27 protein-coding genes and 2 pseudogenes are annotated in these 24,339 nt (G+C 57.5%); 22 read left to right on the forward strand and 7 right to left on the reverse strand.

Annotated features, from left to right (window positions below):
• The first annotated feature begins 284 nt into the window (after positions 1-284).
• From N687_RS0120180 to N687_RS0120205, 5 genes are all read left to right on the forward strand, one after another.
• The gene (locus N687_RS0120180; protein WP_231493551.1) at positions 285-1,871 is read left to right on the forward strand and encodes a spore germination protein; all 1,587 of its coding nucleotides are present in this window, start codon (positions 285-287) and stop codon (positions 1,869-1,871) included.
• Positions 1,868-3,085, forward strand: coding sequence for a Ger(x)C family spore germination protein (locus N687_RS0120185; protein ID WP_029423559.1), 1,218 nt, complete (start codon positions 1,868-1,870; stop codon positions 3,083-3,085). Before N687_RS0120180 ends, N687_RS0120185 begins: the two co-directional genes overlap by 4 nt.
• A gap of 238 nt (positions 3,086-3,323) precedes the next feature.
• A complete protein-coding gene (locus tag N687_RS0120195) occupies positions 3,324-4,412 on the forward strand; it encodes a GerAB/ArcD/ProY family transporter (RefSeq protein ID WP_035462567.1) in 1,089 nt (362 codons plus the stop codon).
• 131 nt (positions 4,413-4,543) lie between these two features.
• Positions 4,544-4,834, forward strand: coding sequence for a transposase (locus tag N687_RS21690; RefSeq protein WP_081411978.1), 291 nt, complete (start codon positions 4,544-4,546; stop codon positions 4,832-4,834).
• A complete protein-coding gene (locus N687_RS0120205) occupies positions 4,794-5,696 on the forward strand; it encodes an IS3 family transposase (protein ID WP_156040246.1) in 903 nt (300 codons plus the stop codon). The genes N687_RS21690 and N687_RS0120205 overlap by 41 nt, the downstream gene beginning before the upstream one ends.
• Positions 5,697-6,571: 875 nt before the next feature.
• Here N687_RS0120205 and N687_RS0120215 read toward each other — a convergent pair.
• Positions 6,572-7,330 carry a VIT1/CCC1 transporter family protein gene (locus N687_RS0120215; protein WP_231493552.1) on the reverse strand — a complete coding sequence of 253 codons (759 nt, stop codon included), beginning with the start codon at positions 7,328-7,330 and terminating at the stop codon, positions 6,572-6,574.
• Between the two features lie 234 nt (positions 7,331-7,564).
• Here N687_RS0120215 and N687_RS0120220 point away from each other — a divergent pair, with 234 nt between their 5' ends.
• The 7 genes from N687_RS0120220 to N687_RS0120245 all read left to right on the forward strand — a co-directional run bounded on the left by N687_RS0120220 (position 7,565) and on the right by N687_RS0120245 (position 12,359).
• On the forward strand, positions 7,565-7,906 hold the full coding sequence (locus tag N687_RS0120220; protein WP_029423565.1) for a YnfA family protein: 342 nt from the start codon (positions 7,565-7,567) through the stop codon (positions 7,904-7,906).
• Positions 7,907-8,028: 122 nt separating this feature from the next.
• Positions 8,029-8,331 carry a hypothetical protein gene (locus tag N687_RS24235; protein WP_156040248.1) on the forward strand — a complete coding sequence of 101 codons (303 nt, stop codon included), beginning with the start codon at positions 8,029-8,031 and terminating at the stop codon, positions 8,329-8,331.
• 12 nt (positions 8,332-8,343) lie between these two features.
• Complete coding sequence (locus N687_RS0120225; RefSeq protein ID WP_029423566.1) at positions 8,344-8,682, forward strand: ArsR/SmtB family transcription factor; 339 nt, start codon at positions 8,344-8,346, stop codon at positions 8,680-8,682.
• A gap of 32 nt (positions 8,683-8,714) precedes the next feature.
• Positions 8,715-9,239, forward strand: a complete 525-nt coding sequence (locus N687_RS0120230; RefSeq protein WP_035462572.1) for a TlpA family protein disulfide reductase — start codon at positions 8,715-8,717, stop codon at positions 9,237-9,239.
• Between the two features lie 115 nt (positions 9,240-9,354).
• The gene (locus tag N687_RS0120235; RefSeq protein WP_029423568.1) at positions 9,355-9,906 is read left to right on the forward strand and encodes a cytochrome c biogenesis protein CcdA; all 552 of its coding nucleotides are present in this window, start codon (positions 9,355-9,357) and stop codon (positions 9,904-9,906) included.
• A gap of 22 nt (positions 9,907-9,928) precedes the next feature.
• Positions 9,929-11,593, forward strand: a complete 1,665-nt coding sequence (gene merA / locus N687_RS0120240) for a mercury(II) reductase (RefSeq protein WP_029423569.1) — start codon at positions 9,929-9,931, stop codon at positions 11,591-11,593.
• A 76-nt stretch (positions 11,594-11,669) separates the two neighbouring features.
• Positions 11,670-12,359 (forward strand): class I SAM-dependent methyltransferase, encoded by a 690-nt coding sequence (locus tag N687_RS0120245; RefSeq protein WP_029423570.1) that lies wholly within the window; start codon positions 11,670-11,672, stop codon positions 12,357-12,359.
• A 52-nt stretch (positions 12,360-12,411) separates the two neighbouring features.
• On the opposite strand, the gene N687_RS21695 is transcribed toward N687_RS0120245, so the two are convergent.
• Both N687_RS21695 and N687_RS22650 read right to left on the reverse strand, forming a co-directional pair.
• Complete coding sequence (locus tag N687_RS21695; RefSeq protein ID WP_331280165.1) at positions 12,412-13,329, reverse strand: multicopper oxidase family protein; 918 nt, start codon at positions 13,327-13,329, stop codon at positions 12,412-12,414.
• Between the two features lie 45 nt (positions 13,330-13,374).
• Positions 13,375-13,902: pseudogene (locus N687_RS22650) on the reverse strand (multicopper oxidase domain-containing protein); the annotation flags it as partial.
• Positions 13,903-13,967: 65 nt separating this feature from the next.
• Here N687_RS22650 and N687_RS0120255 point away from each other — a divergent pair.
• Positions 13,968-14,216 (forward strand): SHOCT domain-containing protein, encoded by a 249-nt coding sequence (locus N687_RS0120255; RefSeq protein ID WP_231493553.1) that lies wholly within the window; start codon positions 13,968-13,970, stop codon positions 14,214-14,216.
• 88 nt (positions 14,217-14,304) lie between these two features.
• On the opposite strand, the gene N687_RS0120260 is transcribed toward N687_RS0120255, so the two are convergent.
• Both N687_RS0120260 and N687_RS21700 read right to left on the reverse strand, forming a co-directional pair.
• Positions 14,305-14,511, reverse strand: coding sequence for a heavy-metal-associated domain-containing protein (locus N687_RS0120260; protein ID WP_029423572.1), 207 nt, complete (start codon positions 14,509-14,511; stop codon positions 14,305-14,307).
• 74 nt (positions 14,512-14,585) lie between these two features.
• Positions 14,586-16,974 (reverse strand): annotated as a pseudogene (locus N687_RS21700) (heavy metal translocating P-type ATPase).
• A gap of 164 nt (positions 16,975-17,138) precedes the next feature.
• Between N687_RS21700 and N687_RS21705 the strand changes: the two are divergent.
• The 6 genes from N687_RS21705 (at position 17,139) to N687_RS0120290 (ending at position 20,896) form a co-directional block, all read left to right on the forward strand.
• Positions 17,139-17,963, forward strand: a complete 825-nt coding sequence (locus N687_RS21705) for a multicopper oxidase domain-containing protein (protein ID WP_331280150.1) — start codon at positions 17,139-17,141, stop codon at positions 17,961-17,963.
• A complete protein-coding gene (locus tag N687_RS25340; protein WP_331280151.1) occupies positions 17,909-18,136 on the forward strand; it encodes a multicopper oxidase domain-containing protein in 228 nt (75 codons plus the stop codon). Before N687_RS21705 ends, N687_RS25340 begins: the two co-directional genes overlap by 55 nt.
• Before the next feature lie 292 nt (positions 18,137-18,428).
• Positions 18,429-18,887: a TlpA family protein disulfide reductase gene (locus tag N687_RS23575; protein ID WP_231493653.1), complete on the forward strand. Its 459-nt coding sequence runs from the start codon at positions 18,429-18,431 to the stop codon at positions 18,885-18,887.
• Positions 18,869-19,600, forward strand: a complete 732-nt coding sequence (locus tag N687_RS0120280) for a cytochrome c biogenesis CcdA family protein (protein ID WP_051663506.1) — start codon at positions 18,869-18,871, stop codon at positions 19,598-19,600. The genes N687_RS23575 and N687_RS0120280 overlap by 19 nt, the downstream gene beginning before the upstream one ends.
• 13 nt (positions 19,601-19,613) lie before the next feature.
• Positions 19,614-20,195 (forward strand): TlpA family protein disulfide reductase, encoded by a 582-nt coding sequence (locus N687_RS22655; protein ID WP_051663507.1) that lies wholly within the window; start codon positions 19,614-19,616, stop codon positions 20,193-20,195.
• Positions 20,195-20,896: a hypothetical protein gene (locus tag N687_RS0120290; protein WP_029423576.1), complete on the forward strand. Its 702-nt coding sequence runs from the start codon at positions 20,195-20,197 to the stop codon at positions 20,894-20,896. The genes N687_RS22655 and N687_RS0120290 overlap by 1 nt, the downstream gene beginning before the upstream one ends.
• Before the next feature lie 139 nt (positions 20,897-21,035).
• On the opposite strand, the gene N687_RS25645 is transcribed toward N687_RS0120290, so the two are convergent.
• Entirely contained in the window at positions 21,036-21,611 is a 576-nt protein-coding gene (locus tag N687_RS25645; RefSeq protein ID WP_419670146.1) for a multicopper oxidase domain-containing protein, read from the reverse strand.
• Complete coding sequence (locus tag N687_RS21715) at positions 21,541-22,776, reverse strand: multicopper oxidase family protein (protein ID WP_419670116.1); 1,236 nt, start codon at positions 22,774-22,776, stop codon at positions 21,541-21,543. The genes N687_RS25645 and N687_RS21715 overlap by 71 nt, the downstream gene beginning before the upstream one ends.
• Before the next feature lie 134 nt (positions 22,777-22,910).
• Between N687_RS21715 and N687_RS0120300 the strand changes: the two genes are divergently transcribed.
• The 3 genes from N687_RS0120300 to N687_RS24995 form a co-directional block, all read left to right on the forward strand.
• A complete protein-coding gene (locus tag N687_RS0120300; protein WP_029420761.1) occupies positions 22,911-23,612 on the forward strand; it encodes a response regulator transcription factor in 702 nt (233 codons plus the stop codon).
• Complete coding sequence (locus N687_RS21720; RefSeq protein ID WP_029423577.1) at positions 23,609-24,169, forward strand: HAMP domain-containing protein; 561 nt, start codon at positions 23,609-23,611, stop codon at positions 24,167-24,169. The genes N687_RS0120300 and N687_RS21720 overlap by 4 nt, the downstream gene beginning before the upstream one ends.
• Positions 24,156-24,339, forward strand: a 184-nt coding sequence (locus tag N687_RS24995) for a hypothetical protein (RefSeq protein WP_231493554.1), incomplete at its 3' end; no start/stop codon positions are given. The genes N687_RS21720 and N687_RS24995, both read left to right, overlap by 14 nt.

Consider the following 24,339-nt stretch of genomic DNA (forward strand, 5'->3'; position numbering starts at 1 on the left):
GTACCATCCTACCACAATGGAGGGGTCGAAGGTGGACGAAATTCGTCACCTCCGTCCGGTCATCACGTATCCGCTTCAGGGCTCGTATTCGTATGAGCGACACGAGGGGCCGGAGATCCTATGCCAGCGCTGCGTGAATGACCGACACATCGAGGAGTGGATCGAACACTCCCTGCAGTTGGTCCGGCCGTACACGCAGGGGAGGCTACGCTCGTACATGGTTTGGACGTATCTGGTCAAAATAACAATTAAGTGGAACAAGCAGTCTCGGGGAGTATGCGATGATGTTCGACAAGCTTCGGCGTACGAAGAGAAAAGACCTGTGGAATGATCCCGGCAGGATAACCAGCCTGGTCGACACTTCGCTGTCTGAGCCGGACAAACCGCTCCCCGCCTCTGTAGAACAATTGCGGAGTTGGGTCAAGGCGGAGTGGAAAAACTGCGACGATTTGCAGCTCCGTGACGTTGACGTGCACGGTACGCGCGTGCTTTTGGTCTGGCTGCGCGGATTGGTGGACCTTGCGCGCATTGAAGAGGGCGTTCTCGAACCCCTTGAGGTCTTGCCACAACCGCGGCCTAATATACGGCAGATGGAGTCCGTCCTGCACACGGTGCACGTTCGTTGGATCAAGACACGGCAAGAATTGAACACAGCTGTGTCGGACGGCCAGGTGGTACTCTGCGCGGACGGTTCGAAATTGGCGCTCGTCCTTGACATTAGCAAGCCCCCGGTCCGGGCAATCGAAAAGCCGGACAACGAGCCCACCCTACTGGGCCCGCAGGAGGCGTTTGTCGAGCATTTGGAGCTCAATATTGCGCTTCTCCGCAAGCGGATTCGCAGTCCGCGCCTTAAGGTCGAATCGATGCGCATCGGCGTGTACTCCAAAACCACCGTGTGCATCGTTTATGTCGAAGGCATCGCCAAACCAACTCTGGTGGAAGAAGCGCGCCAACGGCTGCGCAAGATTTCTATCGACGGAGTGAATGACATCAACAAGTTGCGCGAACTGATCGGCGACGCGCCGTACACTCTGTTTCCCACAACCGAAGAGACCGAACGACCGGACCGGGTGACGGGCAGTCTGTTACAGGGGCGCATTGCCATCATGCTCGACGGAGCGCCAAGCTGTATGATGGTGCCTGCGCAGTTCATCTATTTCCTGGCATCAGCCGAAGATTACTACATGAATTACTCACTGACGCTGTTCGTTCGCATTCTGCGCCACATCGCCTATTGGTCTTCCCTCTTGTTGCCGTCTTTGTACGTGGCGCTGTTGTCTTACAACCAAGACCTGATGCCGACACCGCTGCTCGTCAGCGTGGTTGCCCAACACCGCGGCATTCCGTTTCCAACCATCTTGGAAGCGCTTTTGATGATGTGCGCCTTCGAAGCCCTGCGTGAAGCGGGCTCGCGTCTGCCAAGGGCGGTTGGGCAATCGGTCAGCATTGTAGGTACGCTGATTGTCGGCGATGCCGCAGTACGTGCAGGCTTGGTCTCTCCCGGCATGGTGATTGTGGTGGCAGGAACCGGGGTCGCGTCGTTTGCTCTGCCGGCGTATGGGTTTGTGAATTCAAGCCGGATCATTCAGTTTGCATTCGTGGTCGCGGCTGGTGTTTTTGGACTGGTCGGAATCGTCGTCCTCGGCCTGGTCCTTGTGACGCATCTCGTCTCGCTCCGTTCTTTCGGAGTTCCATACATGGCCCCCATCGCACCGTTCACCTGGTCAGAGATGAAGGATATGTTCATCCGGGCTCCCTGGTTTGCGATCAAACGACGCCCTGAGCAGCTTGAACCGGTTGACAGTGTCAGCAATCGCAGCCCGACACCGCAGCCCCCCAACAAGCCTGACTCTGGCGAGGGACAGCGATGAGGTCGTACCTGTTTCGCAAGTTGGCCTTCTTCTTGGTGATCAGCATTGGTTCGTTGTCGTTGCCAGGGTGCTTTGATATTCAGGAGGTCGATGACATGAATATCGTCATCGCCCTCGGCATCGACCGGACGGACAATGGCTTGGTACGGGTGACGGCCCAGATCGTCAATCCCAATGCCGTACCTTCGGCGGGTGGGGGCCAGTCAGGTTCAGGAGGCGGCCAGCCCTTCCTCATCCGGGATGAGACGGGCAGTTCTATCGAAGAAGCGGTGGAAAGATTCAAGGAAGACGTACCACACCGAATGTACCTGGCACACAATACCCTGGTGGTATTTGGGAGTGACTACGCAAAACAAGGAATTGACAGGGCATTTGACTACTTCGAGCGCAACCGGTACTTTCGCCGCAATCAACTGTTCCTCGTGACACCGGGACAGGCCCGGGACGTCCTTTCGGCTCCGTCCGATCCCGAGCCTCTGAACGCGCTGGGCCTTCGTGATTTGGTGGAGCAGGTAGGCGAGATGTTCCGCGTTGTCGACAGCGGGCAACTGGAGGTGATGAGGGAGTACCTGTCGCCGTCGCAGGCCCCCGTTTTGTCGTTGGTAGACAGAGACGCTTCGGGCCACCTGCTCATGAAAGGGGTTGCTGTGTTTCGCGGCGCAAAGATGGCCGATGTCCTGACTGTGGAGGAGACGAAGGCGCTCGCGTGGCTTATGGGGGACACCCGCCAGGTGGCCATCCTCCTACCATGCGACGGCAAGGACAACGGCGTTGGAAGTGCCGTGCGACTGCTGGTTTCCCACACCAAGGTCATTCCGCAGTTTGGCAACGATGGAGTCAGTTTTCTGGTGAAGGTTCAAGCACGGGCGGAGATCGAGCGGCTTTGTCCGTATGAGCGGTTGAGTGAGAAAACGTACAAGAAATACGAGCAGGAAACTGCCGAGTACATGGAACGGCAGATGCAGGCAGTGATGACAAAACTCCAATCCGACGGTGTAGACGCCTGCCAGTTCGGCACGCGGTTGTTTATCGAAAACCCGCGCAGGTGGCGGCAGATCAGCCAGCAATGGCCAGATTACTTTGCTCGTGCGCAGGTCAAGTTCAATGTACGCGTACACATTACCAGGACCGCTCTGTCTTCCAATACACCCGAATCCGCGGCCTCGCGCAGCGGCTTGGCTCCGCCGGCAGGGCGCGGAGTGACCACACCGTGATCTGGGCCGCACTTTTCACTGCCGTTGCCATAGCAATCCTTGACAAACACGCCCTTCGCCGGGCAAACCGCCGTGAAGTCACAGTGTACTGGTTACTCGTCATGTTGGCGGTCGCCATGTCCGCGCTTGTCTCTTGGCATCTGTGGCCCAACGTGCATCTTCTGGCTCCGTTCGACGCCGCGTTTGGTCCAGTAACAAAATGGATGTACGAGATCATTTAGAAGGGGGTCCGCGCCCCATGTCGAACGCACAGATTTCCCGGTTTCAATTAGTCATCGTGCTCATTTGGAGCATCCTCGGCACCGGCATCGTCACAGTCCCGTTCGTCATTGCCCAGTTCACCGTCCGCGACAGCTGGATTACGGGCCTCCTGTTTGCGGCCGGGGGCCTGATATCCGCCGGTGTTGCGGCGATGTTCCTCCGTGCGCTGCCAGACCGGAATCTCACCAGCGGCTTGATTGACGCATTCGGACCATGGCTGGGGCGCATGTTCTGCCTCTGGTTTCTTGTCTGGCTGTACCTGATTAACTGCACCGTTCTTCGGGAAGCGGAATCGTTTGTGAGTATCACCATCTTGCCTGAGACACCGGAGTACATCATCGGGCTGCTGGCCATGACTGGGATCTCATACATGGTGTACATGGGCGCGGAGGTCCTCGTGCGAGACGGCGAGTTCATTACACCGCTCGCGCTCATTGTGGCGCCGCTTCTCTTCGCCTTGTCCATGCAGCACATGGATGTTCACCAACTGATGCCTGTTCTCGCTTACGGCTGGCAGCCGGTGCTCCGCGGCGCCATAACGCCGGACCTGACCTACGCATTGGAATTTTTGATTAGCCTGCAGTTCGTACGAGCTTTGCGTGATAGCCAGACCCTTCCCAAAGACATAATCACCGCTACGGCCATCCTCACCGTTCTCTTGACGTGCGTCCTGGTAATCACGACAGGGGTGGTGGGGCAGTCCACCAGTTATCTGTCGTATCCGGTGCTTGAAACCGTCCGCAGCATTCGCGTCGGCCGCTTTCTGGAGCGTCTGGACACGCTGTACGTGATGGGAGTGATGTCCACCGTATGCATCAAACTGGCCGTGTTTCACTATGCTTGGTGTGAGGGTATGAAGGACGTGTTCAAGCTGTCGTCGCACCGGATTGTGGCGTATTCTGGAGGCTTGTTCGTGTGGGCTGGCAGCTTTACATTTTTCCGCAGCACGCAGGAAATGGAGCACTTCATCGCTGGTGTGGCGCCAGCGTATTTTGTGCTAACTTTAATCTGTATTCCCCTTTTAGCTGCCATAGTGATGAATTTTCGGAGGCGAGCAAAACGTTAGCCTCGGCAGTCCCTAGAAAAGCCCCTGTAAGTGCATAGCACATCGAAGATAAGAGACATGTATACTTGCCCCAGAGTCAACCCAGACAGAAGGGAGAGGTTAGAATTTAGAGTGAAGACGAGGTGTTTATGATGCCGGGACGTAAGTGGACAGTGGACGAAAAGATGAACATCGTGCTCGAGGGCATGATGCCCGGTGCGAACATCAGCGAGGTATGTCGGCGGCATGGCGTGGCCCAGAGTCTGTATTACAGGTGGCGTGAAGCGTTCCTGGCTGGTGGACGGGCTGGGCTTCAGTCCGGACCCTCTACGAGGGAGCAGGAGCTGGAGAAGGAGTTGCAGGAGGCTCGGGCTAAGATCGGTGAACTTACGATGCAGGTGGATGTGTTGCGAAAAAATCGAATTGGGGCCGGAAGTAAATAGCCGTTCTTTGGTCTGTCAGCTCGCCAAAGAAGGGTTTCCGGTCCCAGTGATTGCAAAAGCGTTAGGGCTGAACCGGACGTACTGTTACAGCTTGCTGAAGCCGCCTGTGCCAAAGCCGAAGCGGCCTCCTGTGGACAAGGACGCTCTGGTCAAACAGTGGATTTGGAAACTGTGCGAAGAATTCCCCACGTACGGATACCGGCGAATCCAAGTCATGCTGCGTCGCCGATACAACCTGCGGGTGAACCATAAGCGGGTGTATCGGCTGATGAATGAAATGGAGCTGCTGGTGAAATCTCCGAGGCGGGGCGCTGCACGAGCGAAACGGCGAGGGAAGATACCGGTCACCAGGTCCAACGAGCATTTCCAGTGCGACATGACGAAGGTGTGGTGTGGGAAGGACGGCTGGGGATATTTGTTTGCCGTAATTGACGCTTATGACCGGGAGATTGTGGGGTACTCGTTTTCCCGGTTCTGCCGTACGGAGGACCTGCTGAAGGCTGTGGATATGGCGCTGAACTATCGCTTCCCGAACGGCGTTCAAGGTGCCGGTTTGACATTACGAACGGACAATGGCTGCCAGATGACGAGTCGACGGTTCATCCAAGCGATGAAGGTCTGCCAAATCAACCATGAGCGGACGGGTTACAACAACCCCGATGCTGACGCATACATCGAGCGATTCTTCCGGTCGCTGAAGGAGGAGGAGGTCTGGCTGCAGGAATACAGCAGCTTTGCCGAGGCGAAAGCGGCGATTGAGTCGTACATTCACTTTTACAACACGGATCGACCGCATTCCGCACTAGGTTATCGCTCGCCGTTGGAATTCAGAAATTGGAAAATGCAACAAAACGCAGCGTGAGACAGTTTTTATCTGAATTGAAAGTCTATCATCTCTCTCTTAAAAGCCATCCCATCTGTCTTGACAAAGTCGGGTTCAATACGTGGATTATGCAAGTGCGGTGTTGAGGTCGGTGCTTCTTGTGGTCACTGATTGCGTTCGCATCAAGGAGTGAGGGCTGGGACTTCGATACGGTGGAGGATTGGAAGCTGACCGAAGTCTCGGTCGAGACACCAACACAATTCCAGGAATACACTACCATAATTCAATGGCACAATAGGTGGTGAGCGAGTACAGTCATCAATATCATCATCATACAAGGAGTGGCAAACTGTGGCCCGTGCTCAGAGTAAAAGCATGATATGATAGTTTCAGAACGGGGGACGTGTAATGGATGAGCAGAAGTTACGACATGTTCTGGCGGAAATGTTACAGCCTATCGAGCAGAGGTTAGACCGTATTGAGGCATCGGTGAAGGAAAGGCTAGATCACATAGAAACCTCACTAAGCCATACCCAGAGTCGATTAAACACGGTAGAGCATCGCATAATGGACATTGGCGATAGCGTTCGACTGGCTGTGCGGCAAATCTCTGCCGGGGCCCAGGAGAGGTGTGGGCTAAGCACCGGCCTTTGCCATCTTCAGCTCTCCAGTCAAACCACCTGAATGCAATGCCCATGGTAGGAACTGTTGAGCGGAATATGCAAGTCCAGTGAAGTAAGTTGGGGTCCCTTCCATCTTGTGGTCACCGGCTGTGATCGCATGAAGGGGACGGGCGGAGAGCCTGTAGGCAAACGTTGGAGGACTGAAGGCGGATTGCAATCTCGGTTTAGACACCATTATCTGGAACAGAGCCCACACCGCCCCGCCTGGAGCGGGTGGGCTCATGATGGATATCAGACATGAACCAGCATTGTCCCCAGAATGCCCAAGCCGTACGCCACCACGCCGACGATGACCCCGGCGAGCGTCATTTCCATGCCGCTCGCCCACCAGCTTCGGGCAGTCACCAGGCTCTTGGCGGCGCCCACGGCGAAGTGGGCGGCTATGCTGACGATGGCCGCTGCCACCATCGCCACGGTCCCGGTCATGAAAAAGAAGGGGACTAACGGCACCAGTCCGCCCACGAGCGTTGACAAACTGCCGATGACGGCAGACTTCCAGTGACTTCCCGCCGACTCGTCGTGAAACCCGAGCTCTTCCTGAGCCATGGTCTTGACAAACAGCTCGGTATCCTGGGCGATTCGCCGTGCCATCTGCCAGGACTCGGCTTCGTCAAACCCTTTGAGTTGATACATCAGGGCGAGCTCTTCAATTTCGTGTTCTGGATCCTCCAGGATCTCCCGCCGTTCATGTGCAATTTCGCTCTGTCGTAGTTCCGTCTCGGATTTGGTGGCGAGCCACGCACCGGCGCCCATGGAGAGGGTGCTGGCCAAAGCGCCAAAGAGGCCGCTGATGAGCACTGTGTTGCTGCTTGCCGTGTAACCGGCCACACCGGCGATGATGCCGAAAATGGCTCCCAAGCCGTCGTTGACTCCGTATATGGCGTCTCCTATCCAGCCGGCGGTGTGTGTCTTATGCCAGCGCTCCCGTCCCAAAAGTCTGGCGAGGTTTTCTGAAACGCTGCCCAAGGTGGCCGGATATTGCATAGACATGTCGACACCCTCCTTGCACTTGTGGATAAATGGCCGAGGTCCGGCCTCAACCATTGTTCGACGGGAAGGAGCGATTAGTCAACAAAAAATTCCATTTTTATGTTCGTCGAAGAACGTGGCCGTTGAGGTGCAATGGAGTGGATTTTGATACCCTTTTTGTAATGAGGAAGGTACTGCTTGGTTGGCGGTTCGTTTGAACTTCGTCTGGTCTACAGTGGACGCAACGTTTGCTGTATGGGGAGGGGTGGCGAATTGATTCGGGCGTACATACTGTTTATCCTTGCCGGACTGGCGGAGATCGGCGGCGGATACCCGGTATGGCTGTGCCTGCGCAATGGAAAACCCTTGTGGGTCGGACTTGCGGGTGGTGTCGTGCTGTTTTTATACGGCGTTATCGCCACCCGTCAGGAGTTCTCTTCGTTCGGCCGGGTGTATGCGGCGTATGGCGGAGTGTTCATCGTGATGTCGCTGTTGTGGGGTTGGTGGGTTGCGAAGGATGTGCCAACGCTGCAGGACTGGGTTGGAGCGACCATCTGTCTGGTTGGCGTTGGCGTAATGCTCTGGGGAACGAAGTGAACGAATTTCGCTTTTTTAGGGGCGCAAATGATAATAGTTCATGACTCATGGCAGCACTCGTATTGACCACTCAATATATTAAGGTATTATGATATAAAGACGAATTTCGGGAGCGTGGTTTTATGGCACATCCGCATGACCGGTCGCAAAAGTCGACTTGCTCCACAGGATCGTCATGGGCACTGTTTGGTATACCGATTGTTGCCATCCTCTGTTGCGGGCTGCCGGTGCTGCTCACGGCATTGGGTCTGACCGCCGCCGGGGCATTTTTGGAGGCAAATCGGTACTTCATCCTGGGCGGGATGGTGCTCTTGATGGGGGTCATGATGTTCATCGGATCGAGAAGGGGAAAGCATTGTGGCCACGGGGCCTGTTGTATGCCGAACACGAACCAGACCCCGCATACTCCGCAGGATGAGCGCTGAGGAGGGACACAGTTGGCACAGCTGAAGCTTCAGCCGGAAGAGGTCGTCCAAACGGAGATCTATGCGAAGTTCTTTCATGGGCTCTCCAATCCCACCCGGCTTCGCATCGTCGAGATTTTGCTGGATGGGGAGAAGAACGTCACCCAGTTGGTGGAGGCCACCGGGGCCACGCAGAGCCAGGTATCGAACCAGTTGGCTTGCCTGAAGTGGTGCGGGTACGTCACCTCTCGCCAGGAGGGAAAGTACGTACTCTACCGGATCTCGGACGAGCGTGTCCGCACCATTCTGCAGTTGGCAAAGGCGATTGTGGCAGACAACGCCGAGCATATCCGTTGCTGTACCCGGATGTGACAAAGTGAAATGTTCAGTGGGAGGCGGGCCAAATGAAGAGGCCGATGTGGCTGGGAGGCGCCTTGGTGGTGTTGATTGGAGTTGGCGTCTACGGAATAGTTCACTTTGAACAAGGGGGGCCACGTCCGGCGTTACAGCCGTCCGCACAAACGGCGGCGACCAGCGACGGGTCCACCCCTGCAAGCGACTTCACCCTGGTGGATACAGCGGGGCGGCGCATGGTTATCGATCCAAACGAGAAGACGGTGCTCCATTTTCTCACCACGTCGTGTGCGGACTGTTTGCCTACGGAAACCGCATTGGCGCAATTCCAAAATGACCCTCACGTTCGGCTCATTTCCATCGACGTTACGCCTCAGGCGAATGATGCGAGTACCATCCAGCAGTTCTCCAAAGCAGCCGGTGCGCACTGGCCGTACGTTCTGGCTACGGACGCAAGTCTGCTCGAGCGCTTTCACGTCACGGGGCTGGACACGGTGGTGGTTTTGTACCACAACCAGATCATCTTTGAAGGCGTCGCACCGACGCCAGCCCAGTTACAGAAGGTGTTGGCATGATGGGGGATCTCGCCGTCGTACTCGGCGCCGGCATCATGGCAGCTTTCAATCCTTGTGGAGTGGCCATGCTGTCCTCTTACATCGTTCACTTGATTGCGGGACGTGAGCGCCGTGCGTGGGATGGTTTGTGGGCTGGGCTGCTCATGACCGCTGGCTATTTGTTGGTGTCCTGCTCGCCGGGCTGGTTTCGGTCATGTTCGCCCAACTTCTCGGCAAGGCGGTGGTGTGGATTGCGGAGGGCGTCGGAGTCCTCTTCCTCGTTTTGGGCATCCTGATGATGTTGGGCAACGGCGGGCTGTCGTTTCACCTGGGCGGGGAGTGGAACATCAAGCCAGGCACCCCGTGGTCCGTGTTGCTTTACGGCGTTGCGTATGCGCTGGGATCGCTGGGCTACACGCTGCCGCTGTTCTCTGTGCTCGTTCTGTCTTCATTTCACAGTCAAGGGGTGGCCGGGGGCCTCGTAGATTTCATGGTGTATGGTTTGGGAATGGGTCTCGTGGTGACGGTCATTTCCCTAGCCTCGACCCTCTCGCAGCAGTGGGTCAGCAAGTGGGTGCGGACCGGCGCCCGTTGGATGGGCCGGTTGAGCGGCGTTATCACCCTGGAGACGGGGGTGTACCTGATCATCTACTGGCTGCCATCTATCCATCTGGGGCAAGGTGTATGACAGAAAGCGAGGTGCTGTCAAGATGCGGGACGAAAAGCCAAGGGTTCGACTGGCCGTACACGAGATGACCTGTCCGGATTGCGAGCGACACGTCACGGAGGCCCTGCAGCGTGCGGGCGCCGAAGACGTGGTGGCGAGTTTTCGGCGGGGGGAGGCGACGTTCGAGATCGATCCCGCTCGTCTCGAGGAGGCCAAACGTGCCGTGGCCAACTCGGGGTATGCGCCTGGAGAGGCTGAAATCCTGGACGGAGCCCCGAGCGTGCGAGGGCCTATCCAAGGCGACGGCGCCGATTGCGAATACGACCTTTGCATCATCGGGTCGGGCGGGGCCGCCTTCTCTGCCGCCATCCAAGCCGTCTCGTACGGGGCCAGGGTGGTCATGGTCGAGCGGGGCACCATCGGCGGCACCTGCGTGAACGTCGGATGCGTACCGTCGAAGCCCCTGCTTCGGGCCAGCGAAATCCATCACCTGGCCGCCCACAATCCGTTTCCGGGCCTTCACACTTCGGCCCGGCCGGTCAACCTTCAACAGCTTGTCGGCGCCAAAGACGAGCTGGTGGCGGAACTGCGGCAGCACAAGTATGTCGAACTCATCGGCGAATACGGGTTCCATTTCATTCGTGGCGAGGCCCACTTCGTCGACCCGTCGACCATCGAGGTCGCCGGCCGCACGATTCGAGCCCGCCGGTATCTCATCGCCACGGGCGCATCACCCGCCGTTCCCGACATTCCAGGGCTAGCGGATGTGGATTACCTCGTCAGCACCACGGCACTGGAGTTGAAGGAGGTCCCACGGCGTCTGGCCGTGATTGGCTCCGGCTACATCGCCCTGGAGCTCGGGCAGATGTTTCACCGCCTGGGTTCAGCGGTCACGCTGATGCAGCGAAGCGACCGGCTGCTCAAAGCGTACGATCCGGAGGTCTCCGAGACCGTTTCACTCGCATTGACCCTTGATGGGATCCGCCTCCTGACGGGCGTCACGTATCGACGGGTGGAACAACACGGGGACTTGAAACGGGTTCATCTCACGGTGAACGGGCAGGAGCAGGTCGTGGAAGCCGATGCGCTGTTGGTAGCGACGGGGCGGAAACCAAACACGGCGGCGTTGAACCTGGAGGCAGCCGGGGTTCGGGTCGGCGAGCAGGGCGAGGTGCTGGTCGACGAGTATCTGCGAACGAGCAATCCGAACGTATACGCCGCCGGTGACGTCACGATGGGGCCTCAGTTCGTGTATGTGGCGGCGTACGAGGGAGCGCTTGCGGCTGAAAATGCTGTGGGTGGCGCAGAGCGGAAGGTGGACCTCACGGTGGTGCCGGCGGTGACGTTCACGTCACCCGCCATTGCCACGGTGGGGATGACCGAGGCGCAGGCAAGATCGAAGGGGTATCCGGTCCTCACCTCGGTGTTGCCGCTTGAGGCGGTGCCACGGGCGCTCGTGAACCGGGACACGGCAGGTGTGATCAAACTGGTGGCGGATGCGAGGACCCGCAAGCTGCTTGGCGTGCACGTGGTGGCGGAGAACGCCGGGGACGTGATTTACGCTGGTGTGCTCGCCGTGAAGTTTGGGCTTACGATTGAGGATCTGAAGTCGACCCTGGCGCCGTACCTGACGATGGCGGAGGGGTTGAAACTGGCGGCGCTGACATTCGACAAGGATGTGGCGAAGCTATCGTGTTGTGCGGGATAAAGTTGTACTGAAACGAGGGCACAACAATGTCTACCCATCAGGCGAAGGTGAGTGGACTGAAGCGGGGGGTGAAGACATGGAGGAACAAGCCCTTTTCGACGAGAAAGCCGGCTCATACGATGATTTTTGCAGCACTCCGCTCGGCCACTTCGTAGATGTCGTCGAACGTGAAATCGTCGCTGTGACAGCGAAGCCGAAGCAAGGGGAAAAGGTCATTGACCTTGGCTGCGGGACAGGTTCCTACACGTATTGGTTGAGTGATCTGGGACTTTCGGTTGTGGGTGTGGACATTTCACAAAAGATGTTGGAGGTTGCACGCAACAAACGGGAGAAAGTCGTCACCTTTGTGCAAGCTGATCTCCTCAACCTTCCCTTCGACAACAACACGTTTGATTTGGCAGTTTGTAACACCGTTTTGGAATTCCTTCAAGACCCGGTCGCTGCACTGCGAGAGGGGCTCCGTGTCCTAAAACCTGGTGGTCGATTGGTGGTCGGTTTCATCAATTCGTCTGGAACTTGGGCCAAAAAGTATTCGGAGCGTGGCCGAAAAGATCCTGGTAGTGTCTTTCGGCACGCTCGGTTCTTTTCGGTGGACGAAGTATCAGCTATGTTACCCTTTCGTCCGTCCGAGGTTCGGTTTGGATTGTATGTCGGACCAGATGAGTTTCAGGACTTTGGCTCCGCCATGCAATTGGAGCGGGAGTGTGATGGCCAACAACAGGGTGCAGGTTATTTTGTTGTTCGATGGGATAAAACTGAACCGTAACCTGCACCTGTTTCCGATGTGGTGGTGATCCTGCTCGCCTCGTCAGACCGTGTCACATCCACTTATCCACATGCGGCAGCGGGTAATCGGCGTACTCCACCACCGTGGCCAGGCCGTCTCTCATGTGTTGTAAATTATGGCAGTGAAAGAACCGGTTACCGGGATTGTTGGCTAAAAATTCGATAGTGCAGCGCTCCATTGGCCGCAGATTGACCACATCTTTGATCAGTGGCCGTGCTAAGACCCTGCCGTTGAAACTGGTAATTTCAAACGAATGTCCGTGCAGATGCATGGGATGCTCCATCATGCTCATGTTTTGCATTTCTATGCGCACCCGATTACCTTTGCCTATTCGCAACGGGGCAGTGTTTGGGTAAGAGGCGCCGTTGATGGTCCAGCTTGGCCCCATCATCATCCCGCCACTGAGCGTCAAAACAAAATGTTGATCAACCTTCGCCAAAGAACCACCATCGGCGGAGGAGTTGGTGTAGGACCATGACGGGGCGGGCGGAGGCCCTTCACTGACTTGCCCTTGTGTATAAAAGGGAATTCGGACAGTTTCCTGACCGGCGATTTTGGACCGCAGATACCACTTTCCTGTCTGCGGTGGCGTGACCACAATGTCGTATCGCTCCGCCGGAGCGATGTACAAATCGCTCACGGGTATAGGGGTATCCAGCGGATTGCCATCGGTGTGGGTAACTAAGAAGCTACCTTTGTCCATGGTCAACCAGTAAGACTCGGAAGCGCTGGCGTTGATGAGGCGAAGGCGAAGCTTCTCACCTGCGTGTACGGTGACAGGGGCCAGGGCTTCTGGGATATCTCCGTTAATGAAATAGGTGAGGCCTTGGCTGGAGGAGGTCATGGTCCCGCCCCCCATCATCATTTGACCCATGCCGCCGCTTGCTTGCATCCCGTAATCGAATTCGGGATTGGATTGGTATCCCCACGTGGACAGGGTGAGCGTCATGTCACGGTCTTCAGGGTACGGATCCTTGCTGTTTACTGGTTCAATGATGAGTGGGCCAAACAATCCATTTGGGATTTGATCCATTTCGAACACATGCGAGTGATACCAGCGAGTGCCGGAGGGACCGGTGACGAACTCGTACGTAAACGACTGTCCTGGCAGGATGGGGTCCTGGGAGATGCCTGGTACGCCGTCCATCGGAGACGGGACATTCACACCATGTCAGTGCAGCGTGGTGGGTTGGTCGAGATGGTTGTTCACCATCACCCGAACCTTGTCGCCTTCTCGGACACGGATCTCGGGGCCGGGGAACTGGCCGTTGATGAGATATCCGCTGAAACGGCGGCCATCCCGAAGCGTCACATTTCCTCGGGACAGGTTGAAGACGAACGATTTGACGTTCCCGTTCCACGGGACCGTGGGTTTCTGCGGAAGTACCAGAGGGATAGGTCTTTCAGGAATGGGAGAACGAATGAACGGGTAGCTGCCAAGCCCAATCAACGTAAGGCCGCCCAAGGCCATTAGAAATTCCCGCCGGGTGATTCGCTTGTTGGCCACATTTCCACCTCTCATGGGTTAATTTGCCACATGTGCGTTACACTATGGGCAGGTCGAAACAGTTGGGGGGAAACGCAATCATGATGATGAATGGGATGGGCATGATGGGGTTCGGGTTCATGAGCCTGTATTGGATACTCTCCGCATTGATTTTGATTGCCGGGATCCTGCTTGTCCTCTGGACCATCGTTCGTGTGGTCAGAAGAGGATCTCTCAGTCAAAACGATAAAGAGCATGACCACGCTGTTCGACTGCTCAAAGAACGCTACGCCCGTGGTGAAATTGACCGGGAGGAATACTTGCAGCGTCTCAAAGACTTGCGAGACTAGATGGCTGGAGCGTTCTCTGCCTGCCGTACATGGTGATATGGCAAAAGGGAGGCGGAGCAATCCGCTCTCCCTTCATCGCAAGAATGTTTCACTCTGTATCGTAACCGGCGTCCTCAATGGCCTCTTTCAGTTTGGCCACGGTGGTCTTCGACTCGTCGAAGGTGACCGTGGCTTTCTGTCCTTGCAGATCCACGCTCGCCTCCTGTACACCCTCCACGTCCTTGAGCGCCTTCGTGACGGAATTGACACACCCGCTGCACGTCATGCCTTTAATAGTGATGGTCGCCGTTGCCATGTCCATCGTCTCCTCTCATGGTTCGTGTATGTTCAGGTCGCCCGTTTGTGTGTTGGCGTCGACACGTTCTCCTCCTACGCCGCATGCACCTCCTCTCCGAGCTTCAAGCGGCGCAACAGCAGGCTGTTCGATACGACGCTCACAGAGCTGAGCGCCATGGCCGCCCCGGCGATGACGGGGCTGAGGACACCCAGCGCCGCCAGCGGGATCCCCAGGACGTTGTAGAAAAACGCCCAGAACAGGTTTTGGCGGATCTTGCGCATGGTCGCCCTGGACAGGCGCAGAGCGTCCACGACGCCGTGCGTGTGGCCGTGCATAAGGGCGATGTCGGCCGCCTCGAGCGCCACATCGGTGCCGGTACCCATGGCGATCCCGATGTCGGCTGCCGCCAATGCAGGCGCATCGTTGATCCCATCGCCCACCATGGCGACCACCCGCCCCTCTTTGCGCAGGGCTTCCACCTTGGCCGCCTTGTCGGCGGGCAGGACACCGGCCATCACGTTCGTGATTCCCGCCTGCTGTGCGATGGCCTCTGCGGTGCGGGCCTGATCACCCGTGATCATCCAGACTTCGATGCCGAGTTCCTGAAGCTGTTTCACCGTTCCGGCCGCATCCGGCTTGAGGGTGTCGGCGATGGCGATTGCGCCGAGCAATCGGCCATCCTGTGCCACCAGCACCGCCGTCTTGCCGGCACGCTCAAACGCCTCCAGGACATCGCCGGGGATGGCCAGATTCGCATCGGCAAGCCAGGTACGATTCCCAATCCGTATTCTGGCGCCCTTCACCGTGCCCTGAATGCCATGGCCGGGCACCGCCTGCACCTCGGACGCCATCGGGATCTCGACGCCATGATCCTGGGCGAAGGCGACCACGGCCCGGCCAAGCGGGTGTTCGCTCTGCGCTTCCAGAGCGGCCGCCGCAGCCAGGAGCTCGTCACGCCCCACCCCCTCCGTGGTCCATACGTCGGTCACCACGGGCTTGCCGGCGGTGAGGGTGCCTGTCTTATCGAAAATCACTGTGTTTACCCGGTGGGCGAGCTCCAGGTGCTCGCCGCCCTTGATGAGGATGCCGGATTCTGCCCCAAGGCCCGTGCCGACCATGATGGCGGTCGGGGTGGCGAGCCCCAAGGAGCACGGGCAGGCAATCACCAGCACGGCTACAGCGGCGAGCAGCCCGTGCGACCAGTTGCCAAACACCCCCCAGGCCAGGAGCGTGAGCACCGCCACCCCGAGCACAATCGGAACAAAGATGCCGGAGATGGTGTCGGCCAGCCGCTGCACGGGTGCTTTCGACCCCTGCGCTTGATCCACCAGCCGGATCACCTGCGCCAGGGCGGTGTCCCGTCCCACCTTCGTCACCCGCATGACAAAAGCGCTCGTCTGGTTGATGGATGCGCCGACGACCGGATCGCCCGGCTGCTTGGAGACCGGCATCGACTCGCCGGTGAGAAACGACTCGTCGACCGACGTCGTCCCCTCAATAATCACGCCGTCCGCCGGCACCTTTTCCCCAGGCCGGACCCGGACGAGATCGCCCACCCACAGGTCCTCTACGGCCACGTCCGTCTCCACGCCATTGCGCAGCACGTGGGCCACCTTGGCCCCGAGCTTGGCCAGGGATTCGATGGCGGCGCTCGACTTCGCTTTGGCACGGGCCTCGAGCAGCTTGCCCATGAAAATCAGGGTCACGACGGTGGCGGAGCTGTCGAAGTACACGTCCGGCTGGCCCAGGATGGTCAGGATGGCGCTGTACACGTACGCCACGCTGGTGCCGAGCGCCACCAGCACGTCCATGTTGGCGGCCCCGCCCCGGAGAATGGTACGCCCCTTTGTAGAACCGCCAGCGTACGTAAAACTGCACCGGCGTGGCGAGGAGCCAGGAGAGCCAGTTCGGCAGAAACGGTCGCCCTCCGACGAGCATCACGAGCATCTGCACGACAAGGGGCAGGGTCAACAGGACGGAGAACCAGAACTTCGCCAGGTCCCGGCGGTATGCCTGCAGTTTCCGCTGCTTCTCTTCGGCTTCCGCCGCCTCGCTGGCGAGGGTGGCGCCGTACCCCGCCTTTTCCACCGCCCGGATGATGTCTCCTTCGTCGATCACGCCGGGTACATAGCTCACATGCGCCTTCTCCGATGCCAGGTTGACGTGGACGGACTTGACCGACTCCAGGCGTCCGACGACCTTCTCGATGCGGGCGGCGCAAGCGGCACACGTCATGCCGGTGATGTTGAGGTCCACCTCTCGCATCGGCACTGAGTAGCCGGTTTTCTCGATTTTGGAGACGACCTCTGTCCAAGGCGTCTCTGGGTCCAGGACCACACGGGCTCGCTCCGACGCTAGGTTGACGTTGACCTGCTTGACCCCAGGCAATTTGGCCACGTTCTTTTCAATCCGGGCGCCGCAGCCGGCGCAGGAGGTCTTCCTTGTGTGGGGCGTAACTGTGTCCAGTGTGTTCCGGGTGATCGGGGCACATGACAATCCCTCGCCTTCAGATGCTCTAAAAAACCATACCCCCGTATTGTATATGTGTCAATATCCACTCACGCACAGGGTGGCCAAAAGACGGTCATCCGTGGGCAATTGTCTTCCGTTCCGCATATCGCTGCTGGGGAAAGGAGGCGTGGAATATGGGGTCCATTCGCATGGGGATGACCAAACTGATTGCGCCGAATTTGAAGTTCTTGCCGCATCGCCTGGTGCACGGAGTCAAACAGTTTCACTTGGTGGCCGAGCCCGTGGAACAAACCTTGGTGAGCGGCGTGATCGTCCGAGCGTGGGGTTACAACGGCTCCACACCAGGCCCGGTGATGGTTGTGCGCCCAGGTGAGCGGGTGCAGGTCGTGTTTGTCAATCGCCTTCCAACAGCCACCTCCATCCATTGGCACGGCCTCATTGTCCCCAACGAAGTGGATGGTGTGCCGGAAATCGGGGCGGGGCCAGTCATTCGACCGGGGGAGACGTATGTGTACGAGTTTGTGGTGCGTCAAGCCGGGACATTTATGTATCATGCCCACACCATGGACGCCAAACAGGAGATGATGGGGCTTGCGGGGATGATTGTCTCGCTTCCTCGGGTGCTGTCGACCCATCGGGAGTATGTCATCCTGCTCCAAGAATGGGCAGTGCAGACGGACAGTGGCATGGACATGGCGGGCATGCAGATGGGCGGGCAGCCCCTTCCGCTGACCCAGACCACGGGTACGCTATCCATGTCTGAGCATCCGACTCACGGAGAGCCGGGGACCCAAGGGAGGCGGTTTGACATCAATCCGATGAGCATGGATTTCAACTACTTTACCCTGAACGGAAAAGCGTACCCGGACACTGCCTCGCTGCGGGTCCGACGTGGGGAGCGGGTGCGCATCGGATGGGGAACATCAGCATGGACTCTCATCCGATGCATTTGCACGGTCATGAATTTCGAGTGGCCGCCGCCGATGGTTCGGAGTTGATGTTCCCATGGTCGAAGAACACCATCAACGTGGCACCGGGAGAGACGTGGGACATCGAGTTTGATGCGAACAACCCGGGGGTCTGGGCGTTTCATTGTCATAAACCGCATCACACCACGAACGCACATCAGCCAGGTATGGGCGGGATGTTTACCACTGTCACCTACGTATGAGGGCTTTACGGGCGGCGTACGAAACCACTGGCGTACGTACGCCGCTTTCCCCCGCCGCAGTCCTCACAGCACGAATCCTCAACAAACCCCGACTCCCATGTGGACCGTGCATCCTTCAGTGCTCATGGCCTTCATACCATCTTCATAATTGTGCGGTATGGTCATGGGGAAATGGGGCAAGTTCGGCGGTGGTGAGATGGTCACGCAGACTCGCCGGAATATCACAGTATTCGCCGTTGCAGCGGGAGTTCTTTTTGTCTTCTTGTATCTGATTGTGTTGTACACAAATACCATGACACCGGTTGAGGTGGGTGGCCTCGCCCCCGACATTCAGACAAAGGAGCTTTCCGGTGAATCATTTTCACTACAGTCCCTACGAGGCAAACCCGTGCTGCTGAACTTCTTTACGCCTTGGTGCCAACCTTGTATCGAGGAGACGCCGGATTTGAAGGCGTTCGCAGAGAAATACCGCAATGACATCCACGTGGTGATGATTGACCGAGGGGATGGAGTGGGTCTCGTCGAGCGGTATGTGACGCAGTATCGTTTGCCAGCGAGCGTGGTGGTGCTGCTCGATGAGAATGACAAGTGGTCGGGCCCTTACGGCGTGACCGGTCAACCGGAGACGTTTTTCATTACGGCGGGCGGGAAGGTGGTCAGCCACCTGCTGGGACCGCTTACGGAATCCCAGATGCTCACGTACGCCAAGGCAGCAGGCATGAACGTGAAGGAATGGGGGCGGACACCCTGACGCTCGGCACGCATCCGACACTTTGGTTGGCCTTTATTGCTGGAATCCTGTCGTTTCTCTCGCCATGTTGTTTGCCGTTGTATCCGTCCTACCTGTCGTATATCTCCGGGGTGACGTTTGGGCAAGGGGGTCAAACCACCTGGAATCATCGTGTACGTGCGTTGACACACACCTTGTTTTTCATCATCGGGTTCTCCGTCATCTTTCTGGCCCTGGGTTTGTCGGCCAGTCTCATCGGACAGGTGTTCGTGAACTACCGGGGCGTCATTCGTATTGTCGGCGGGGTCATCGTCTTTTTGATGGGGCTCGTGTTGAGTGGCCTGTTCACGCCGAAATGGCTGATGATGGAGAAAAAATGGGAGTTCAGATCGGACAGGACGGGTTACCTGGCATCCGTCCTGGTCGGGGTCAGCTTTGCCGCCGGATGGTCTCCTTGCATTGGCCCCATTCTCGCCGCTGTACTGGTGATGACAGCCACGAACAGTGCGCTTGGATTGCCGCTCATCCTCGCTTACATCCTCGGGTTTGCGATTCCCTTTTTTGTTCTGGGTTTCACCTTGGGCTCCGTGCGCAGGCTGGCCAAATACGGGGCGATGCTCAGCAAAATCGGCGGATACACCATGATGGTTCTCGGGGTGCTTCTTTTGACGAATACCATGTCCAAGATCACCGTGGCACTGATTCGGCTGTATGGCGGGTTCACGGGATTCTAAGGGAGGTCGTGGTGTGAAAAAGGCACACAAATGGTTGGGGATTGGTACCGGCACCGCATTGCTCATTGCCATCGTGGGAACGGTCACCTTCAAACAAAATTCATTGGCCGCATCTCAGACCGCAGCCTCGGCGAATGTTGCTCCGGGCGCTTCATCCGTGGCGGTGGCCCCTCAAACGGGTTACAAGATGCCCCCGATCAAACTGCAGGAATACCCGGACAACCAGACGATTGACACGGACAAACTGCGTGGCAAGCCCATTTTCATTAATTTCTGGACGTCGTGGTGTGTCTACTGCAAGTTGGAGACGCCTGACATCGTGCAGGCGTACAAACAGTACGGTGACAAGGTGGTCTTCCTCAGCATCAATGTCACTGCTCAGGACAGCATGGCCGACATGGAGCAGTTCGTGAAACAGTACGGGATCACGTGGCCGGTGGCCTTGGACACGAAGGGGACGGTGATGAACGAGTATGGCATCATTGGTTTCCCGACGTCCTTTTTTGTAAACCGCCAAGGGATGATTGTGGCGACAAACGTGGGTGCTGTATCGAAAGAGAACCTGATGGCGGAACTGGAGAGGATTTCGAAGTAATGCTGGCGCTATTGCAAAGAGTTCCCGACGCATGGATGGCGCTTCTGTTGGGCTGTGTGGGCGGCTGGGCCTTTCTCAACCTGCAACCCAAGGACCGAGCACGAGAGATTGTGGCGGACAAGTTGTCCGGCGCCGTGCTGGTGTTTGTGGTGTTCACCCGGTTTTCCGGTATCTTGCTGCATCCAAGCTTGAGCCTGCGAGACAACCTGATGGCCGTCATCGGTGGGACTCCTCCAGGAGGAATCTTCGTGGGCTTGGCGGCGAGTACCTTATATCTGATCATCTCCCTGTGGCGAAAAAAGGCGCTGGATGAAACTGGGCTCAAGCTGGTCGCACAGACGCTGGTGGTCGGTGCGATTCCTTATTTTGCATATCGTGCCTATGTGGATCTGCATCCATATCGCTTCGAGGACCTGGTGCGGTGTGGGTTTGCGGTGATCCTGTATCTGCTCAGCCGGCGTGCCAGCATGTATGCGCATCGGGTCTGGGCGGTTGCCGGTACGGTGCTGTTTGGGACATCTCTGCTGGTTCCGCATGTGGAGCTGTACACCGTGTTTGACCTTTCACAGTGGACCTTTTTGTTGATCATGGCGGCCTCAATCTCCGTGGAGGCTTGGTACGACGTGGCGGGGATGAGTCCTGCGGCAGGGTTGGTGAAGGACGAGCACACCCAGAGAGAAGGGGAGCGTGATCGCTTGTGACCTCGTCCGATGCAACCAGGGAACTCTGGCCGCCGAATGGTTGTGAGGAGCACGTGGTGCAATGAAACATGGGCAGCTTTTACGCTGCCCATTTGCGAGTCGGAATCGTGGTCCAAACCCTTTGCCCGTACGTTCGGTATCACTCCGACATGTCCTTCAAATTGTACGGGTCCGTGACGCCTGCATATTGCACGACGACATCCATCCCTGCGGAAGCGTGGTGCAGGTCGTGGCAGTGGAACATCCACAGACCGGGGTTGTCTGCCTTGAAGGCGATGTCGTATGTCTCACCGGGCAGCACTTGCAACGTGTCGAGGAAAATGGGGCTGCCGGTGATGGGCTTCCCATCTCGTGAGAGCACCTGGAAGATGTGCCCGTGAAGGTGCATCGGGTGAATGTACGTACTCTTGTTCTCGATGTGGACCTTGACCGTATCTCCCGTGTTCACGACGAACGGCGGTACGCTCGGAAATGCTTGTCCGTTGATGGTATAGACCATGCCACTTTGGTTCATGGCGACGCCAAGGTCCATGTTGAAGGTCTTGTCGAACTTCTGATCCAAGCTGAACGTCTGCACACCGGGGATCGATCCGCTGCCATAGCGGGTGAAGTCAAACCACGGCTCATTTTGCACGTCCGGCATATCAGACATGGAACTTGTGCCGGAAGCCATGGCACCGCCGATGGTGGCCCGAAGCTGCATGCGCTCCGTCATGTCTGGATCCCCGCTCACCAACTGGACCTTTCCGCTTTTTGGCATGGTGAATTCGATTTTTTGGCATGGTGAATTCGATGTCGTATCGCTGAGCGGCACCAATCGGGAGGAGTTGGTTCTCAATGGGCGTTGGATTTGCGATGTCCTGCCCGTCCATGGCGACCACTTTGAACGGCGTGCCGACCAGCGTCATGAGGTGCGTCATATTGCCTGCGTTCACGAGCCGCAGGCGCACGGTCTCGCCAGGCTTCGCTTCGAGCATGGTCTGCCCGCTGGCGTCCTGGTTGATGGTGTACGCATCGTACATGTTGGTCATTTCACCCACGGCACTCTTATCCATGTCCGTCACCTGGAAGCCATGGGTGCGCAGGCTCGGCACCCCCATGGACATGGTGCCCATACCGCTCATGTTGCCCATGCTCCCCATGCTCATTCCGTTCATGCCACTCATGCCGGTCATGTTCCCCATGCTCATCCCATTCATGCCGCCCATGCTGGTCATGTTCCCCATGGTTTCATCGGTCGAGGACGAAGGGGAGGTGGACCACTCATGCAAGAGGAGCGTGTAGTCTCTGTCGGGGGCCGGTGCGGACTGGCTTTTGGGCAGGACCACGATGCCGCCGTACAGTCCGAGGCCGATCTCCTGCACGCTATTGACATGAGAGTGGTACCAGTAGGTGCCCGCTTGGTTTGCCACGAATCGGTAGACGTAGCTGCCACCCGGTTGGATAGGGTCTTGGGTCAATCCAGGTACACCATCTTGAGAGCCGGGGACGGAAATTCCGTGCCAGTGGACGGTGATCGGCACGGTCAACTGGTTGTGCACGGTCACTTCGACGAGATCCCCCTGATGGACTTTGAGTAGTGGCCCCGGAGCGGTTCCGTTAAACGTCATGGCCTTGACGGTCTTCCCGCCCAAGGTGATGGACTTTTCCTCAGCGGTCAGCGTGAAGGACTGAACGTGCGCCCCAGATGGAGGATTGGCCACCAAGGCGGATACGGGCACCAGCTTTCCATCCGGGCCAGCCGTTTGAACCAGCGGTGCAGCGGATGTGGTAGTGGATGTGCTTGCCGATCTGTGCATCCACCAAGCATAATACCCGCTGCCACCGGTAACGGCCAGGACGGCAACCGCACTGTACAGGGCGATGTGTTGTTTTTTCATCGTAACACCCCTTGTTTTACATGAATCCCGCAGACGTTGGCGGGTGGACCATTGCCAGTGTAGCGATGGATTGCGAAGATGGTATGAAGACGGCAGACTGCAAACAAATTGTCACAAATGGCGGAGGCGCAAGGATGAAACGGCATCACTCCATCTTGGTTGCGGATGACGAGAAGAAGATTGCCGATGTGTTATCGCTGTATCTGGAGCGGGCGGGCTTCAACGTGGTTTGTGTATATACCGGCAGCGACGTGTTGCGGCGTCTGGACGATGTTCACCCGTCGCTCATCATTCTCGACCTGATGTTGCCGGATATACCAGGGGAAGAGGTGTGTATGGCGGTGCGTGCCCGATCATCGGTGCCCATTTTGATGTTGACCGCCAAACACCGGGACGAGGACCGATTGAGAGGTCTGCAAATCGGCGCTGACGATTACGTCACGAAGCCATTCAATCCCAACGAGGTGGTGGCTCGGGTGCAGGCCATATTGCGCCGCACACAGCTCGATCGCCCGCTGGCGGATCGACTGGAATACCGTGGAGGTGACCTCGTGATTGATGCCCTTTCGCAAGTGGTGTACAAGGGCGGGGACAATGCCGAACTCACCGCCACGGAGTACAAACTGTTGGTGACGTTGAGCCGGTATCCGAGGCGGGTATTCAGCCGGGAGGAATTGATTGATCGAGTCTTTGGCATGGATTTTCGTGGGGATGCACGGGCCATCGACGCCCATGTGAAGAATCTGCGGGCGAAAATTGAAGACGACCCCAAGAACCCGGTGTACATCCAGACTGTCTATGGGATGGGGTATCGGTTTGGAGGGGACGACGATTGAGCCTGCGGAAGAAAATCCTACTCGCTTTTTTCCTGACCGTATCCGCCATGTTGGTGGCCTTGGCTTTCATCCTCCAAGCAGAGGTTCACCGCCACTTCCTGTCGGTCGTCTGTCCAGAGATCAATTCCGTATCGCCGTCGTTGACCCAGCAAATCCAAGTTCACTTCGAGCAGGCATTCACGCAGAGTTTGCTCTGGACGGTGTTGGTGTTTGTTGCGGGGACGGCAGGTGTGGCGGTGTTGGTTTCCCGTGCGATCACTCAGCGGATCTTGGTGATGCAGAAACAGGCGCTGGAAATCGCCCACGGAAGGTGGGGAACGACCATTCCGGTCGAGGGCCATGACGAACTTTCTTCACTGGCCAGCACCCTGAATTTCCTGTCGCAGCAGTTGCAGAGGCAGGAAGAACTCCGGAAGAATCTCATGCAGGACCTTGCGCATGAGCTTCGCACACCTCTGACCACTCTGCGTTCGCATGTCCAAGCGTTTTACGATGGACTGTGGGAGCCGAACCGAGAACGATTTTACAGCTGCTTGGAGGAGGTTGAGGCGATTTGAATCCCTTGTGACTTCGGTAGAGAGGTTGTATGAGGCGGATGTGGCGGCGCACACCGTACAGCCGGATTTTCCGTCTGCCGATTTGAACCAGGTTGCGAAGTCCGCCGTCCAGCTGTTTGGGCCAAGGTGTGCGGAAGCGGGCATCCGACTGGAGCTTCACACACCGGATG

The sequence above is a fragment of the Alicyclobacillus macrosporangiidus CPP55 genome, assembly GCF_000702485.1.
GTDB lineage: Bacteria > Bacillota > Bacilli > Alicyclobacillales > Alicyclobacillaceae > Alicyclobacillus_H > Alicyclobacillus_H macrosporangiidus_B.

Excerpts from the sequence above, each read along its gene's own strand:
- N687_RS0120180 (WP_231493551.1), top strand. The coding sequence starts at position 285 with ATGTTCGACAAGCTTCGGCGTACGAAGAGAAAAGACCTGTGGAATGAT.
- N687_RS0120185 (WP_029423559.1), top strand. The coding sequence starts at position 1,868 with ATGAGGTCGTACCTGTTTCGCAAGTTGGCCTTCTTCTTGGTGATCAGC.
- N687_RS0120195 (WP_035462567.1), top strand. The coding sequence starts at position 3,324 with ATGTCGAACGCACAGATTTCCCGGTTTCAATTAGTCATCGTGCTCATT.
- N687_RS21690 (WP_081411978.1), top strand. The coding sequence starts at position 4,544 with ATGCCGGGACGTAAGTGGACAGTGGACGAAAAGATGAACATCGTGCTC.
- N687_RS0120205 (WP_156040246.1), top strand. The coding sequence starts at position 4,794 with ATGTGTTGCGAAAAAATCGAATTGGGGCCGGAAGTAAATAGCCGTTCT.
- N687_RS0120215 (WP_231493552.1), bottom strand. The coding sequence starts at position 7,330 with ATGTCTATGCAATATCCGGCCACCTTGGGCAGCGTTTCAGAAAACCTC.
- N687_RS0120220 (WP_029423565.1), top strand. The coding sequence starts at position 7,565 with ATGGGGAGGGGTGGCGAATTGATTCGGGCGTACATACTGTTTATCCTT.
- N687_RS24235 (WP_156040248.1), top strand. The coding sequence starts at position 8,029 with ATGGCACATCCGCATGACCGGTCGCAAAAGTCGACTTGCTCCACAGGA.
- N687_RS0120230 (WP_035462572.1), top strand. The coding sequence starts at position 8,715 with ATGAAGAGGCCGATGTGGCTGGGAGGCGCCTTGGTGGTGTTGATTGGA.
- merA (WP_029423569.1), top strand. The coding sequence starts at position 9,929 with ATGCGGGACGAAAAGCCAAGGGTTCGACTGGCCGTACACGAGATGACC.
- N687_RS0120245 (WP_029423570.1), top strand. The coding sequence starts at position 11,670 with ATGGAGGAACAAGCCCTTTTCGACGAGAAAGCCGGCTCATACGATGAT.
- N687_RS21695 (WP_331280165.1), bottom strand. The coding sequence starts at position 13,329 with ATGACGCTCACCCTGTCCACGTGGGGATACCAATCCAATCCCGAATTC.
- N687_RS0120255 (WP_231493553.1), top strand. The coding sequence starts at position 13,968 with ATGATGATGAATGGGATGGGCATGATGGGGTTCGGGTTCATGAGCCTG.
- N687_RS0120260 (WP_029423572.1), bottom strand. The coding sequence starts at position 14,511 with ATGGCAACGGCGACCATCACTATTAAAGGCATGACGTGCAGCGGGTGT.
- N687_RS21705 (WP_331280150.1), top strand. The coding sequence starts at position 17,139 with ATGGGGTCCATTCGCATGGGGATGACCAAACTGATTGCGCCGAATTTG.
- N687_RS25340 (WP_331280151.1), top strand. The coding sequence starts at position 17,909 with ATGCATTTGCACGGTCATGAATTTCGAGTGGCCGCCGCCGATGGTTCG.
- N687_RS23575 (WP_231493653.1), top strand. The coding sequence starts at position 18,429 with ATGACACCGGTTGAGGTGGGTGGCCTCGCCCCCGACATTCAGACAAAG.
- N687_RS0120280 (WP_051663506.1), top strand. The coding sequence starts at position 18,869 with ATGGGGGCGGACACCCTGACGCTCGGCACGCATCCGACACTTTGGTTG.
- N687_RS0120290 (WP_029423576.1), top strand. The coding sequence starts at position 20,195 with ATGCTGGCGCTATTGCAAAGAGTTCCCGACGCATGGATGGCGCTTCTG.
- N687_RS25645 (WP_419670146.1), bottom strand. The coding sequence starts at position 21,611 with ATGACGGAGCGCATGCAGCTTCGGGCCACCATCGGCGGTGCCATGGCT.
- N687_RS21715 (WP_419670116.1), bottom strand. The coding sequence starts at position 22,776 with ATGAAAAAACAACACATCGCCCTGTACAGTGCGGTTGCCGTCCTGGCC.
- N687_RS0120300 (WP_029420761.1), top strand. The coding sequence starts at position 22,911 with ATGAAACGGCATCACTCCATCTTGGTTGCGGATGACGAGAAGAAGATT.